Source organism: Pandoraea fibrosis (genome assembly GCF_000807775.2).
Lineage (GTDB): Bacteria > Pseudomonadota > Gammaproteobacteria > Burkholderiales > Burkholderiaceae > Pandoraea > Pandoraea fibrosis.
On the sequence record NZ_CP047385.1, the window covers coordinates 1,345,069 to 1,358,727 of the forward strand.

Below are 13,659 nucleotides of genomic sequence, written 5' to 3' on the forward strand. Positions count from 1 at the left end.
CCGTCGTCCTCACGGCGTGATGCCCGCATCCGAAAGCGCCTTGTGAATACGATCGACCTTGATCGCATTGTTATAGGTGGCTTTCTCGCTGTCGCCTCCGTAACCCCCGTAATGCAATCCGACGATCAGGCCATCCGACAGGCGCACGACCGGTGAGCCGGAGTTGCCGCCCCACGTTGAGGAGTCGTAAGAGAACTGCTGAGGGTCGAGGCTGGGATTGACCAGCAGCATACCCGGCGCAAGGCGCTCGGCGGGGAAGGGGATCTGGCTATCCGGCAGCTTGAACATCGTATCGATCTGCTGCTCCGACAAGTAGGTGCAGTCGTCGCTGGCACTCGCGCCCGCGCAACTGACCGGGCGCGAAGGATAGCCGATCACGGCCACACGCGCGCCCTCCGTCAGATCGAAGCGTGTCGCCAGAGGCGCGGCGGGCGGCAAGGCGTTGTCTTCCGTTCGCAGAATCGCGTAGTCGTCGTTTTCCCCATCCCCGCCCACCGCTTCGATGCCGACGATGCGTACCTCTCGCGGTGTCGTGCGCACCTCACAGCTCGAGTATTCCCACGGAAACGACACGACGAGTACCTGCTTGTCGTACAGGCGCCAAGCGCCTTTGCTGTCGAGATACGCATAGCTTTGCAGCACATGCCGATTGGTGATGACGTGAGACTTGCCCACGACGAACGCTGTGGCGCCGAGACTCATGTACCGGGGCTTGCTGCTGGGGTCTGCCTGGTAGTACTGAAAGATCACGCCCACGCTGCGGGCGACGGCCGCCAGCGGCGTCGACACGGCGGTGATGTAGTCGCGCCAGTTGCTCCACGCGGTCATCTGCTCGTTGGCCCAAGGCGCGCCGGAACACAGGCCGTAGACCGGGCGGGTGACGACGCGAATCGTCTCGGTCTTCTCCTTCAGATCCTTGAGCGACCGGGGTGGCTCGCCGTCGAGCAGGCGGGTGGCGGCGGCGATGTTGTCGCGCGCCTGACCGATGTCCTGCACACGTGCGGCGACCAGCGACGTCTGAGACGCCTTGAGCCACACGGCCTGTTCCTTTTTCAACGCCTGGTCCTGCTTCTGGAGCACTGCCTTGACGTTGACGGACTCCGCTTCCTGCAGGGCTTGCGAGGTCGCCGGCGTGGCCACACTCGGGGCTTGCGTCTGTGCGACGGCGTGAACCACGACGCTCGACACCAGCAAGCCGGCGGCGAGCCGATGAGGTAGGCGAATCATGGCTTCCACGCCTCCGGAACGTTGCGCACTGCGGCGTCGGCGGCAGCGTACTGTGTTTTCGCCTTATCGAAGTCGTCCTTCAATGCCTTGAAGAAGGCGACCAGATCGGCGATCGACACATGCTTGTCGTCCACCAGTGTGACAAGTTGCTTCTCCGCCTCAACGAGCTTGTCGCGCAGTACCACGGGCGAGGGGCTGGCGTGCAGTGCATCGTATTCGGCGAGCTGTTCGTTCGCCAGCATGCCGAGTTCACGGATGCGGATGTCGTCATCGGCAGGCGTGAGATTCGCGGGGGTGATCAGCAGCTTGCGGAAGGTGGCCAACGGCCGCTGCAACGACACGATCTGCCGGCGGTTCCACGCGCTTGCGAGGGTCGAGGCCTTGAAGTCGTTGTTCATCACCGTTTCGAATGTCGGATGAAACTCGTGAACGTACTTGGCGAAGCGCTCCTTGGCGGCCAGATCGTTGTAAGCCGTCAACCCGGTCTGGAACAGGGCGGCAATCGCCTTGTAGGCGGCAATGGCGGCGGGCACGACGGCGGTGACGTTCTCGGCGCTGACCTCGGTGGAGGGCCGGACCTTCCATTGCGTGAGCTGCGTCTTCAGATCGTTGGCACAGGCGCGAACCGCATTTTTCGGCACGGTATCGTTCGGCAGACCGGGGACGTCGATCGGTTTGCGCAGTGCCTGAAATCGGGACCATTGACCGCCAATCGAGTCGTCGCCTTCGGCGAGCACCTGTTTGAGGCCGCCGGAGTAGGTGGTGGCGAAGGTCATTGCGGCGCGTTCGCTGACGAAGTCGTCGGTGCCGGCACATACGAAGCGGGCGAAGGAACCCAGTTCGTCGTCCGCGTCGATATCGAAGACGCGGACCTCGCCCGGTTTAACCCGGCGCGTTTGCACGTAATACTCCACTGCCTCTGCACGTCGCACACGCGCGCGCGATTTGAGTTCGGTATCGAGCGCGCTCTGAGACGCTTTGACGGCGGCGTCGAAGCTATCGGCGGCGCCCTGTAGCGAATCCTTGTTACGGAACTGAACGGTGGAACATCCCGCGAGTGCGGCGACGATGCCGAGCACCATGAACGACCGCGCCGCTGCGACACCCGCAGTGACGACGACTCCCCGATTCGCCATCTCGAACCCCCGTACGAATAGGCAAAACTGTGTGACGAAAATGTCTTTTTTGATTGTCGTGATGCGTTGCGCGGCCCGCTCGAACGGCGCTTGACTGGCGACGCGGCGCCATCATGTCATGCGTATCAGGGGCGCGCAAGGAAGGAGGTTAAGTGAAACGATCGTTTGAAGTCGGGACTCGCTGCAGCATCCCTTGGGACGACAGTGCGGCGTGTAAATGCGGCACAAGAGGGCGTGGGGCGGGAGGATCGTCGAACGCAAAACGGGGATCCAGCCAAGGTGGCGGGATCCCCGTTTTGCGTTTACCGACATGTCGACGTGCTGACCTATCGACACATCGGCGTGCGATCACTGATGGAAATTCAGCGTGAGCATCGCGGTGCGACCCGGTGCCCATGTGGCGTAGATCGGGTAGGCGCTCGAGTAATACTTCTTGTCGAAGATGTTCTGCACGTTCAGTTGCAGATCGATGGTGCGCGACACACGGTAGGTCGCCATGGCGTCGAAGCGGGCGTAGCCCGGCGTCCACTTGCGCGTGGTGGGCGACACCGACGCGTAGGTGAGACTCGAGAGCGTCATGCCTGCGCCGACGGTGAATTTCGGCATCACTTCGTAGTCGGTCCACAGCGTGAGGTTGTGCTTCGGCACCATCACCATCGGCAGACCGGAAGCGCCCGGCGCTGCTGCCGGGCCGGCGTCCGTCGTGATCGCGTCGAGGTACGAGTAACCGCCGAAGACGCGCCAATGGTTTGTCAGGCTACCTGCCCAGCCGAGTTCGGCGCCGCGCACACGCTGGCTACCCGCGTTGATCGTGCCACCGAGACCGTCCGAGACACGTGCATTCGTCTTGTCCGTCTGGAACAGGGCGGCGGTCAGCGACAGGCGCTGATCGATCACGTCCCACTTCGCGCCGATTTCGATATTGCGGCTACGTTCCGGCGAAAGATTGTTGTTCGTCGAGGTGATCTGGTCGGTACCGCCGCCCAGACCGCTGTTCGCGCCCGGCGGGTTGGCCGACGTGCCATACGACGCATACAGACTCAGCGATGGCAGCACCTTGTAGACCACGCCCAACTGGAAACTGAACAGGTTCGAGATGTTCTTCAGATCGGGCGCGCCCGCCTGCACGGCATGCACGTCGAAGCGATCGAAGCGTGCGCCCGCGTTGATGAGCCATCGATCCGAGAGCTTCACGCTGTCGAACAGGTAGGCCGAGGCCACGTTGGTGCGCGTGTTGGTCGCGGCACCCGGGAAGCTCTTGTCGCCGTTGAGCGCGATGCTACCGGTCCACGGGTTATCCGGATTCCAGTTGCCGATCGTCGTGCAGTTGTACGCCACCGAGCACGGGCCGCCCGAGCGAATGTTGTTGCCCGCGCTGTCGGTGACGAGGTAGCCCTCGTAGCGGCTTTGCTCGTTGCTGAACTCGACGCCGCCCGTGAGCGTGTGCTCGAAGCCGAACAGCGTGGTCTTGCCCGTGAGTTCGGTCTGGTTGGCGATGCTGTTGGTGGCGTACTTCCCGCTCTTGGCTTGCAGCGAAATGATGTTCGATGAGGCCGACTGGAACTGCGGGTTCGTGGCGATGTAATCGAGCGTGGCCCGGCCGACCATCGTGGTGTTCTTGATCTTCCACGTGTCGTTGATGCGGTGCTCGACCTTGATTTCGCCGGTGTCGGTCTGGCCACGGCGATAGTCGCGGTTGTTCAGGCCATAGAACTGATTGCGCTGGAAGCCGCCGTCCGGCGTGCCGCCTGTCGAGCGGAACGGCGCGCTGAAGTCCGGCATGTCGTAGGAGTTCAGGTGGTAGTAGCTGACCGTCACCGTGGTCGGGCTGTTCAGGCCGAACGCGACCGAAGGCGCCACGCCCCAGCGCTTGCTGTAGACGTTGTTGCGGCCCGCCTGATCCGCGTCGTGACCCATCACGTTCAGGCGCACGGCAGTCTGATCGTTCACCTGACGGTTCACGTCCATCGTCAGACGTTTGTAGCTGTCGGTGCCCAGACCGAGGCTGGCGTTGGTGAAGTCTTCCAGACGCGGCGTCTTGGTCGTGATGTCGATGCTGCCACCGACGGCGCCACGTCCGGCGTAGACCGAATCCGGGCCCTTGATGACGCTGATGTTCTCGATGGCGAACGTCTCGCGGTTCTGCACGCCGGAGTCGCGCATGCCGTCGACGAAGATCGAGTTGCGCGATTCGAAGCCGCGAATGACCGGACGGTCAGCCGACGGGTTCGCGGCGGCGTCGCCCCCGATGAACGTGATGCCGGGCACGGTCTTGAGTGCGTCGGCGAAGGTCGTGGCGTTCGTCTGCTTGATCAGCTCTTCCGGAATGACCGTGATCGAGCGCGGCGTGTCGCGCAGCGGGGCCACGAACTTGTACGACGGCAGCGTCTTCGTTTGCATCGGCGACGGCACGGCGCTGTCGCTGACCTGCGTGGTCGGCAGCGTGACGGCGGGCGAGGCGTCCGGCGATGCGGCCGGGGTCGACTGGGACGTCTGGGCTTGAGCGGTCAGAGGGGCGAAGCTACCGGCGACCACGAGGGCGCAGGCTGAGGCGAGCAGACGCTGACGCGTCTGGAAGACGGTGGACATTCGTGTGTTCCTGCAATGGCGTCACCGTCGGAGCACTTCCCAGGCCGGGCAACGCACAGTTATTGTTGTTGATAATGAGATGGATTCGCATTATCTATTACGGAGCGGAAGTTTAATATTTCAAAACATTCCTGTAAACGCTTATCGCGTATGTGTCGCCGTGTATCTCGCCATGTGAAAAGAGGAGAGATCGAAGCGTCCCGATTTTTTATTTCTGATATTCGCAAATCGGGACGAGCGCCGACGTTGTCGCTGGTGCGAGTCGACAGGCGAGCGGAGAGGGTGAGACGCGGACGAACCGCGTCTGTGCTTACTCGGGCACTCGCCAGTCGATGGGCGTCTTGCCGTGTTGTGCGAGGAAGGCGTTGGCGGCGCTGAAGTGGCCGCAACCGAGAAAACCGCGATGGGCGGAGAGGGGGGACGGGTGCGGCGCTTCGAGCAGCAGATGGCCGTGCCCGGCCAGCAGCGGCGCTTTGGCCTGCGCATGGCTTCCCCACAGCAGGAAGACCAGCGGCCCCTGCTGCGCGGCGAGGCCGCAGAGCAGCGTATCGGTGCACGCTTGCCAGCCCCCGGTCTTGAACGGTTTGGCGTGACTTGCCGCGTTGGCGGCTTCTACCGTCAGCGTGGTGTTGAGCAGCAGCACGCCCTGTTTCGCCCAGGCGTCGAGATGGCCGTGCGACGGCGGGGAGATACCGAGATCGCGCTCGATCTCCTTGTAGATGTTGCGCAGCGACGGCGGCACGCGAACCCCGCGTTGTACCGAGAACGCCATGCCATGTGCCTGCGCGATGCCGTGGTCGTCGCCGTGATAGGGATCTTGCCCGAGGATGACGACCTTGACGTCGCCCGGCGATGTCATGCGAAGCGCGTGGAAGATATCCGCCGGATAGACGGTCTTGCCGGCGGCGACTTCGGCGTCGACAAAACGGCATAGGGGCGCGTAGGCGTCGCTACGCACGAACGGCGAGACAAGCGTTTTCCAGTCGGCGGGCAAGGCGTCGAACTGATCTTCGACACGTCCTTTGAGCGGCCCGGCGGCTTTGGCGCCGCCAGCGTCGGAGCTCGCGGCGGCGACCAGCTTTGAGGGTGGCTTCGGCGCCGGTGTCGCCGATGCAGATGAAGACGCCGCCGACTTCGGCGGGCGTCCGCGACGGCGTGGCGGTACGGCCGGGGCTTCGGAGGCGGGGGCAGTTGTTTTCGACGGCGCGGTTGCGTCGTCCGTGGGGGCTACGGACGCGGGTTCGTCAAACAACGAGCCCTGCCGTTCATCGTGTTTTGTCGGGGAGGCGACGCGTGAGCGTGATGTCATGCAATAGGTCTGTCGAATGAGCCGATGGGGCAAAAGGAGCCAAATAGGCGCGCGATGACGCGTGCGTTGACGTCGGTCGTCAACCCGCGTCGGTCACTGACCGAGTACGGCTTGCCGCAGACGATAACCCCGCTGTGCCTTGCTCACATTGTCGTGATGCAATTCGGGCAACACGTCGCGCAAGTTCTGCGCAAGGGCGTGGAGAATACGCTCGCCCTGACCATCGCGATCGTCGTCCGGCGCGTCGAGCCATTCCAGTTCGACTTCGACCAGCGGTGCCGTATGACGTTTGCCATCGGCTTCGACGGCGACCTCGCCCCGATCGAACGCGATCTCCACCGCAGTGCCGTCCCCGGCGATATAGCGCCACAGGCGTCGCACGAAATTCGTCTCGAACTGGGCGACGACATTCGCCCCTTCGGCGCGCAGCAACGCGGCGGTCGCGGGCACATCGCAGGCCGCGATCAGCTTCGTGAGTTCGAGGGCTTCGCCTTGTACGGGCTGTTCCCACTCGTGACGCACATGCAGGCCGTCGCGCGCTTCGCCGACCGATTTGAGCGTTTGCAGCCATTGTCCGGCGTGCGCGTCACGCGCCACGAAACGCAGGCGCAGCGCGGCCTTGGCGTTTGCCAGCGCCAGCGAGGGGGTGTCGAAGTAGCGGTTGACGAGATGGCGTTCCCCGCGCGCTTCGGCGCCGGGCAAGCGGTCGAGGTGAGCGATCAGCGCGTCGGCGCGCGCGGCGGGCAGGTCGCCCGGAAGAGCAAGTTTGAGTTCGCGTTCGATGGCCATCGGGCCGCTCCTTTGAGAGGGGACGCCGGGCGTGCCGGGTGTCGCTGCACCGTGCGGGCGCGATGCAGCGTGCCGGACATCGGGCGATGTCCCGGGCGGGACACCGTGCCATCGATCGCTTGCGTGACGTTGAGTCGCGCGTTAGCGGGGCATGTCGAACAGCGTGGCGAGTGCATCGCCCGGCTCGGGCGCGCGCATGAAGGCTTCGCCGACGAGAAAGGCATTGACGTTGGCGGCACGCATGCGCGCCACGTCGTCACGCGACAGGATACCCGACTCCGTGACCACCAGACGGTCGTCGGGAATGTGTTTGAGCAGGCCCAGCGTCGTGTCGAGCGACACGTCGAAGGTGTGCAGGTTGCGATTGTTGATGCCCAGCAGGGGCGTGCTCAGTTCAAGTCCTGCGTCCAGTTCGCGGCCGTTGTGCACTTCGACGAGCACGGCCATGCCCAGTTCGTGCGCCTGCGCTTCGAGTTCGCGCATATGGGCCAGTTCCAGCGCGGCGGCGATGAGCAGAATGCAGTCGGCGCCCATTTCTCGTGCCTCAAAGACCTGATACGCGTCGATCATGAAGTCCTTGCGCAGCACAGGCAGATCGCAGGCCGCACGGGCGGCCTTCAGATATTCCGGCGCGCCCTGGAAGAACTGCACGTCGGTCAATACCGACAGGCAGGCGGCGCCGCCTTGCTGATACGACTCGGCGATTTGCGGCGGCACGAAGTGCTCGCGAATCACGCCTTTCGACGGGCTGGCCTTCTTGATTTCGGCAATGACACCGGGCAGGCCGGCGCCGATCTTCGTGCGCAGGGCGCCGACGAAATCGCGGGTGCGCAGCGCGCTGTCGCCGACAGTGGCTTCGGCATCGCGGCGCAGGCTGGCGAGGTCACGAACGCGCTTCGCAGCGGCGACTTCTTCGGCCTTCACGGCCAGGATCTTGTCGAGAACGGTAGACATATCGATGGATGATTCGGGGCTACGGAAAGCGGCGGGCACGATCGGTGCCCGCCGGGGGCGTGTCGAGCGTCAGTCCTTGAAGCGCTGCGTGAATGCGACGAAGGCGTCGAGCTTCGCGCGCGCCGCGCCGCTGGCGATCGATTCACGGGCCATCTCGATGCCGTCGGCGATCGAGGCGGCGCGGTTGGCGGCATAGAGCGCGGTACCGGCGTTGAGCGTCACGATCTCGCGGGCGGTGCCGGCCTTGTTCTCGAGCGCCTCGATGAGCATCGTCTTCGACTCCTCGGCGCTGCCGACTTTCAGGCTGCGATTGCTCACCATCTGAAGGCCGAAGTCTTCCGGATGAATTTCGTATTCCGTGACCTTGCCGTCCTTCAGTTCGCCGACCAGCGTGGCGGCACCGAGCGACACTTCGTCCATGCCGTCCTTGCCGTAGACCACGAGCACGTGTTCTGCGCCAAGGCGCTGCATCACACGCACCTGAATACCGACCAGATCGGGGTGGAACACGCCCATCAACTGATTCGGCGCACCGGCGGGGTTCGTGAGCGGCCCGAGAATATTGAAGATGGTGCGCACGCCCATTTCCTTGCGGATCGCGGCGACGTTCTTCATGGCCGGGTGATGGTTCGGTGCGAACATGAAACCGATGCCGACGTCACGCAGACACTCGGCCACTTGTTCGGGCGAGAGCATGATATTCACGCCGAGCGCTTCGAGCACGTCGGCACTGCCCGACTTCGAGCTCACGCCACGGTTGCCGTGCTTGGCGACCTTTGCGCCGGCGCCCGCGGCCACGAACATCGACGCGGTGGAAATATTGAACGTATGCGACACATCGCCGCCGGTCCCCACGATGTCGACGAAGTGTTCGTCGGCCGGTGCCTCAACGTGATTCGCGAACTCGCGCATCACTTGTGCGGCGGCGGCGATCTCACCGATGGTTTCCTTCTTCACGCGCAGGCCGGTGATGATGGCAGCGGACATGACCGGGGAAATCTCGCCCTTCATGATGAGGCGCATCAGGTGCAGCATCTCGTCGTGGAAGATTTCGCGGTGTTCGATGGTGCGCTGCAGCGCTTCTTGCGGGGTAATCATTGTTGTCTCTCTTATCTGTCGGTTCGGTGCCGATGACTCAGGCGGCTTGTGCCACACGCGGAGCCGCTTGCAGGAAGTTGCGCAAAACGTCGTGGCCGTGTTCCGACAGAATCGACTCGGGGTGGAACTGCACGCCCTCGACGTCGAGCGTCTTGTGACGCACGCCCATGATTTCGCCGTCGTCCGTCCACGCCGTGACTTCGAGGCAGTCGGGCAGCGATGCGCGCTCGATGGCCAGCGAGTGATAACGCGTGACGGTGAAGCGCTTGGGCAGATTGGCGAACACGCCTTGTTGTGTCGTTTCGATCTCGCTCACCTTGCCGTGCATGATTTGCTGGGCGCGAACGACCTTGCCGCCGAAGGCTTCGCCGATGGCCTGGTGACCGAGGCAAACGCCGAGAATCGGAATGACGCCGGAGAAGCGCTTGAGCACATCGATCGTGATGCCTGCGTTGGCCGGGCAGCTTGGGCCGGGCGAGAGGCAGATGCGCGCGGGGGCGAGTTCAGCGATCGTGTCGAGGGTGATTTCGTCGTTACGAAAGACCCGCACGTCTTCGCCCAACTCACCGAAGTACTGGACGATGTTGTAGGTAAACGAGTCGTAGTTGTCGATCATCAGCAGCATGATGGTCCCTGTTCGTCTGGTGACAAAGGATTGTCGAACGCATGAGATTTGCGAATTCCCCCTGAGCGTGCCCCCATATTGAGTTCGCGATCCGCGGGGGAGGGCGCTATGGGGATGAAATTGACGTGGCGGGTTACCGCCACCAGCGCAGGGCAGCGGTCAGGGGCGACCAGAGGAGGGAGGAAGACTGATGCGACTTCATAGTGACGCCGATTGTAGCAGCATCTGCCGGGGGCCGTGGGTGGGGCGTCGCAAAAAGCGGTCAATCGGCGGGTTTCGCGCGTGAACGGGACGTTTCTCGCAAGAATGTGCGCGCCGCTACGGCTGTCTTTCGACGATTCTGCAACGGCGGGCGAGGACGGCCCCCGTCTTCGGGGCCGCCCGCCGGGGGGGCTTCATCGAGGGCCGAGTACCGCCGCCAGCGCGTCGGGGCGCGGCATGCCATTGACGCGTTGAATCGCACCCGTGTCGTCGCGATAGACGATGCCGGGCGTGCCGCGAAACTCCAGTTCCGCCATCAGTTGCCGATGTGCCTCGAGCGTGAGGGCGATCTCGGGCGACACGCTTGGTGCGGGCGCGATCCCGCCGCTGCCGAACTGCCGCTCGTTGTGCAACAGCGCGGCGGTACGGTCGGCAGCGCCGAGAATGGCCGCTGCCTTCGTGGGGCTGTCGGCTTTGATCACGCCGACCATCACATGACGCAATTGCACCTTGCCGGCATCGACCCAGGGGCGTGCCGACGCCCAGAAGCGATTGCAGTAGGGGCAATTCGGGTCGTTGAACGTGTACACCACACGCGGCGCGTCCGCGTTGCCATCCTGCACCCACGCCGAGGCGGCGAGTTTTGACCAGAGGGCTTCGCTCATCGGTTGGGTGACGAGGTTGCTGACGCGTTCCATGTCGAGCGGCTTGCCGTTGGCATCGATGCGTGTGCCGACAATGGCCGTACCGTCGCGCAGCACATAAAGGGCAATCGGTTGCTGGCCGGCCGTGCCGGCAAAGCCGCGAAGCTCCGTGCCGGTGTCGAACGGCTGGAGATCCTGCAAACCTTCGCGGGCGAGCGCTTGAACGACGGCCGGGGTCTCCTTGCCTCCCACCGGCCCAGCACTACCGGAGGATCCCGAGGCAATCGCGTAGACGGCCGCGGCGAGGGCCGGCACGGCGATCAGGCTGGGAACGAGAAATTTGCGAATCGACATCAAAGACTCCTAAGGCATACGCGGTGCCGGGGGTTGGTGAAGACGGCCTTGCAGCGTGTCGCGCAGACGCGCGGCCGTCAGCTCGCCCAGATGGGCGTCGACCAGACGGCCGTTCGTATCGAAGAACAACGTGGTGGGCAGTCCGCGTGCGCCAGCCGCCTGCATGGCTTGCGAGGCGGGATCGAGCAGCAGATCGTCGAACTCAAGCCCCTGCGACTGCACGAATGCCTCGACCGTGTGCGCGGTCTCGCCCTGATTGATCATGAGGAATCGCACATCCGGGTAGTCGCCTTGCGCCTTGGCGAGCACCGGCATTTCGCGGCGGCATGGCGGGCACCAGCTTGCCCACAGATTCATCACGACGGGGCTGCCGCGATAGGCATCGAGCGAGACGGGCTGCCCCGTCACCGTCGATAGCGTCAACGAGGGCAGCGGCGGCGCGGCGCGTTGCATTGCGCTCAAGCCCGCTTGTGCGGCGCCCCAGATGGCGACGCCGGCGGCGAAGCCGTAAAGCATTGGCCGGCGTCGAGCGGGATGACGTCGCACGCGCCACAGCGCCCAGCCGAGCGCGACGGGCAGGCCGGCCCAGACCAGGAAGCCGCCGTCGCCAATCGCAATGATGGACATCGGGGCTGCCACGTAATCGGGCCACCAGCGCAGCACGTAAGCAAAGCGTGCGACAAGCAGGCCGACGAACAGGGCGTCGATCAACGTGCTGGCAGCGGCGCGGCGCGGATCGGTGTCCGTGTTGCGCAGGAGATAGCGCGCAACGAGCCACGCGACCGCCATCGCTGCGGCCACGGCGACCGTCTGCACCGAGAAGGGACCAAGGCCCGTCATACGGCCCCCGCTGCGTCGAGGCGACGCAGGAAATTGCGGGCGTCGAGTTCGCCGACCATGCGTTGTGCGCGTACTTCCTTGCCGTTTGCGTCGATCAGGATGAGCGTGGGCGGTCCCAGGACTCCCCAGCGTTTCATCAACGCCTGATCGATCGCGTCGTGCTTCGTCACGTCGGGGCGCAGTACCTGCATGCGGGCCAGTCTCGCCGCGACGGCGGGGTCTCCGAACACATTGCGCTCGATGACATGACAGCTCACACACCAGTCCGCGTAAAAATCGATCAACGTCCATTGCCCCTTCGCGGCAGCTTGCGCGATGCGGGCGTCGACGTCTTCCGCCGACTTGACGCTCACATACTCGAACGCCTTGTCGCTACGAGCGCTCGCGCTGCCCACAATGGCGGCGCTCCCCCGTTCCAGCGGCCGCAGCACCGACTCGCTGCCCGAAGCTGCTCCGACGAGCAGGAGCACCGACCAGAGGCCCGCCAGTGCCGACGCGAACGTCAGCGTCCAGCCTGCCGGCTTGCCGCGTAGCGGCCATGCCCAGGCGGCGAACCCGACGGCGACTCCGAGGCCCAGCGCCCCCCAGAGCAGCAGACTGACGTGACCGGGCAGGAAGCGGCTCAACATCAGAATGGCCATGCCCGTCATGACGTAGGCGAAGGCAATGCGCACGCGAACCATCCACGCGCCCGGGCGCGGCAGCACTCGCGAGCCGAACAGGGCGATCGCAAGCAATGGCAGACCCATTCCAAGCCCCAGCGCGAACAGGGCGATTCCGCCCATCCAGGCGTTACCCGTCTGGCTGATATAGAGCAAGGCACCGGCCAGGGGGGCCGTCATGCACGGGCCGACAAGTAGGGCCGAGAGGAAGCCGAGTGCCGCAGCGCCTGCAAGACTGCCGCCGGTGCGTTGATGTCCGGCGGCGTCGAGCCGACTCGTCACGAACTCCGGCAAACGCAATTCGAACAGACCGAACAGCGAGGCGGCCAGCACGAGGAACAGTGCCGCGAAGGCACCCAGCAACCACTGCGATTGCAACGTCGCCTGCAAATTCGCGCCAGCCAGACCTGCCGCCACGCCGACGGCGGCATACGTGAGCGCCATCGCGAGCACATACGACAGCGACAGGGCCAGTGCACGCCAGGGTGCCGGGCGATGGCCCACGATCATCGTCGAGACGATCGGGATCATCGGCAACGTGCATGGGGTAAAGGCGAGCAGCAGCCCGAAGCCGAAGAACAGCAGCGTCGCCGCGACGGGGCCGACCGTGGCCAGCCGGTGCGCGGCGGCCTGATCTTCCGCGAGCGGCGCGGGGGCGGCGTTGGTTTCAACAGAAGGCGCGGCGGGTATCGCGAAGATTGCTGGCGTATCGGGTGTCGATGCCATGCCCCCGGGCAAGACAACTTGCATCGTCTGCGGTGGATAGCAGATGCCCGCGTCCGCACACCCTTGCCAGTGCAGCGTCATGGGGCCCGATGTTGCCGCCGGCAGACGAATGCGCAGTGCATCCGCCGTATAGATCTCCGTATCGCCGAAGAACTCGTCCGAATGCTTCGCGCCCTCGGAGAGCGTCAGATCGACCGGCTTGCCCGAGGCATCCTCCGCACGCAGCGAATGCCGGTAAACGTAGTACTCCTTCGCAACATGTCCGATAACCTCAAGCTGCTCATCCACCCGATTCACGGGGGAGAGAGTGAGCACCTGCGACGCGTCGAGAAACGTCGGCTCGCTTTGCCACGGAAACGCATCGGCGGTACGCATTGCGCCGAGCGCACCGAGCAAAATCACAAAGAGGTAGAAAAAGCGCCGTAGCAAATCGGTTCTCCTGAAGGCGTTCCAAAGCAGGGAGAAGCGTGCCCCATGTCGATTAACCGAGAGTTAACGCGCGACG

Annotated in this window: 11 protein-coding genes; all 11 read right to left on the bottom strand. The window is 64.3% G+C overall.

From position 1 onward, the window contains the following. Window positions 1–9: 9 nt before the first annotated feature. The 11 genes from PI93_RS06020 to dsbD all read right to left on the bottom strand — a co-directional run bounded on the left by PI93_RS06020 (window position 10) and on the right by dsbD (window position 13,583). Window positions 10–1,227 (bottom strand): trypsin-like serine peptidase, encoded by a 1,218-nt coding sequence (locus PI93_RS06020; RefSeq protein ID WP_039373948.1) that lies wholly within the window; start codon window positions 1,225–1,227, stop codon window positions 10–12. Continuing rightward, window positions 1,224–2,363, bottom strand: coding sequence for a hypothetical protein (locus PI93_RS06025; protein ID WP_144400157.1), 1,140 nt, complete (start codon window positions 2,361–2,363; stop codon window positions 1,224–1,226). The genes PI93_RS06020 and PI93_RS06025 overlap by 4 nt, the downstream gene beginning before the upstream one ends. 348 nt (window positions 2,364–2,711) lie before the next feature. Beyond that, entirely contained in the window at window positions 2,712–4,952 is a 2,241-nt protein-coding gene (locus tag PI93_RS06030) for a TonB-dependent receptor (protein WP_039375415.1), read from the bottom strand. Window positions 4,953–5,262: 310 nt separating this feature from the next. Continuing rightward, window positions 5,263–6,261 carry a uracil-DNA glycosylase gene (locus PI93_RS06035; protein WP_039375417.1) on the bottom strand — a complete coding sequence of 333 codons (999 nt, stop codon included), beginning with the start codon at window positions 6,259–6,261 and terminating at the stop codon, window positions 5,263–5,265. Between the two features lie 93 nt (window positions 6,262–6,354). Then, window positions 6,355–7,050: a CYTH domain-containing protein gene (locus PI93_RS06040; protein WP_039375420.1), complete on the bottom strand. Its 696-nt coding sequence runs from the start codon at window positions 7,048–7,050 to the stop codon at window positions 6,355–6,357. Between the two features lie 141 nt (window positions 7,051–7,191). Then, window positions 7,192–8,004 carry an indole-3-glycerol phosphate synthase TrpC gene (trpC, locus tag PI93_RS06045; RefSeq protein WP_039375421.1) on the bottom strand — a complete coding sequence of 271 codons (813 nt, stop codon included), beginning with the start codon at window positions 8,002–8,004 and terminating at the stop codon, window positions 7,192–7,194. A gap of 69 nt (window positions 8,005–8,073) precedes the next feature. Next, window positions 8,074–9,102: an anthranilate phosphoribosyltransferase gene (gene trpD, locus PI93_RS06050; protein ID WP_039375422.1), complete on the bottom strand. Its 1,029-nt coding sequence runs from the start codon at window positions 9,100–9,102 to the stop codon at window positions 8,074–8,076. A gap of 37 nt (window positions 9,103–9,139) precedes the next feature. Then, a complete protein-coding gene (locus PI93_RS06055) occupies window positions 9,140–9,727 on the bottom strand; it encodes an anthranilate synthase component II (protein ID WP_039375424.1) in 588 nt (195 codons plus the stop codon). Between the two features lie 395 nt (window positions 9,728–10,122). Next, the gene (gene dsbG / locus PI93_RS06060) at window positions 10,123–10,926 is read right to left on the bottom strand and encodes a thiol:disulfide interchange protein DsbG (protein ID WP_052241114.1); all 804 of its coding nucleotides are present in this window, start codon (window positions 10,924–10,926) and stop codon (window positions 10,123–10,125) included. 9 nt (window positions 10,927–10,935) lie between these two features. Continuing rightward, complete coding sequence (locus PI93_RS06065; protein ID WP_039375425.1) at window positions 10,936–11,766, bottom strand: TlpA family protein disulfide reductase; 831 nt, start codon at window positions 11,764–11,766, stop codon at window positions 10,936–10,938. Further along, window positions 11,763–13,583 (bottom strand): protein-disulfide reductase DsbD, encoded by a 1,821-nt coding sequence (gene dsbD / locus PI93_RS06070; RefSeq protein ID WP_039375427.1) that lies wholly within the window; start codon window positions 13,581–13,583, stop codon window positions 11,763–11,765. The genes PI93_RS06065 and dsbD overlap by 4 nt, the downstream gene beginning before the upstream one ends. Window positions 13,584–13,659: the final 76 nt, after the last annotated feature.

What these genes read in the sequence shown, in the direction of transcription:
- dsbG (WP_052241114.1), bottom strand. Translation starts at nt 10,926, where the DNA reads ATGTCGATTCGCAAATTTCTCGTTCCCAGCCTGATCGCCGTGCCGGCC.
- PI93_RS06025 (WP_144400157.1), bottom strand. Translation starts at nt 2,363, where the DNA reads ATGGCGAATCGGGGAGTCGTCGTCACTGCGGGTGTCGCAGCGGCGCGG.
- PI93_RS06040 (WP_039375420.1), bottom strand. Translation starts at nt 7,050, where the DNA reads ATGGCCATCGAACGCGAACTCAAACTTGCTCTTCCGGGCGACCTGCCC.
- PI93_RS06020 (WP_039373948.1), bottom strand. Translation starts at nt 1,227, where the DNA reads ATGATTCGCCTACCTCATCGGCTCGCCGCCGGCTTGCTGGTGTCGAGC.
- PI93_RS06055 (WP_039375424.1), bottom strand. Translation starts at nt 9,727, where the DNA reads ATGCTGCTGATGATCGACAACTACGACTCGTTTACCTACAACATCGTC.
- trpC (WP_039375421.1), bottom strand. Translation starts at nt 8,004, where the DNA reads ATGTCTACCGTTCTCGACAAGATCCTGGCCGTGAAGGCCGAAGAAGTC.
- trpD (WP_039375422.1), bottom strand. Translation starts at nt 9,102, where the DNA reads ATGATTACCCCGCAAGAAGCGCTGCAGCGCACCATCGAACACCGCGAA.
- PI93_RS06065 (WP_039375425.1), bottom strand. Translation starts at nt 11,766, where the DNA reads ATGACGGGCCTTGGTCCCTTCTCGGTGCAGACGGTCGCCGTGGCCGCA.
- PI93_RS06030 (WP_039375415.1), bottom strand. Translation starts at nt 4,952, where the DNA reads ATGTCCACCGTCTTCCAGACGCGTCAGCGTCTGCTCGCCTCAGCCTGC.
- PI93_RS06035 (WP_039375417.1), bottom strand. Translation starts at nt 6,261, where the DNA reads ATGACATCACGCTCACGCGTCGCCTCCCCGACAAAACACGATGAACGG.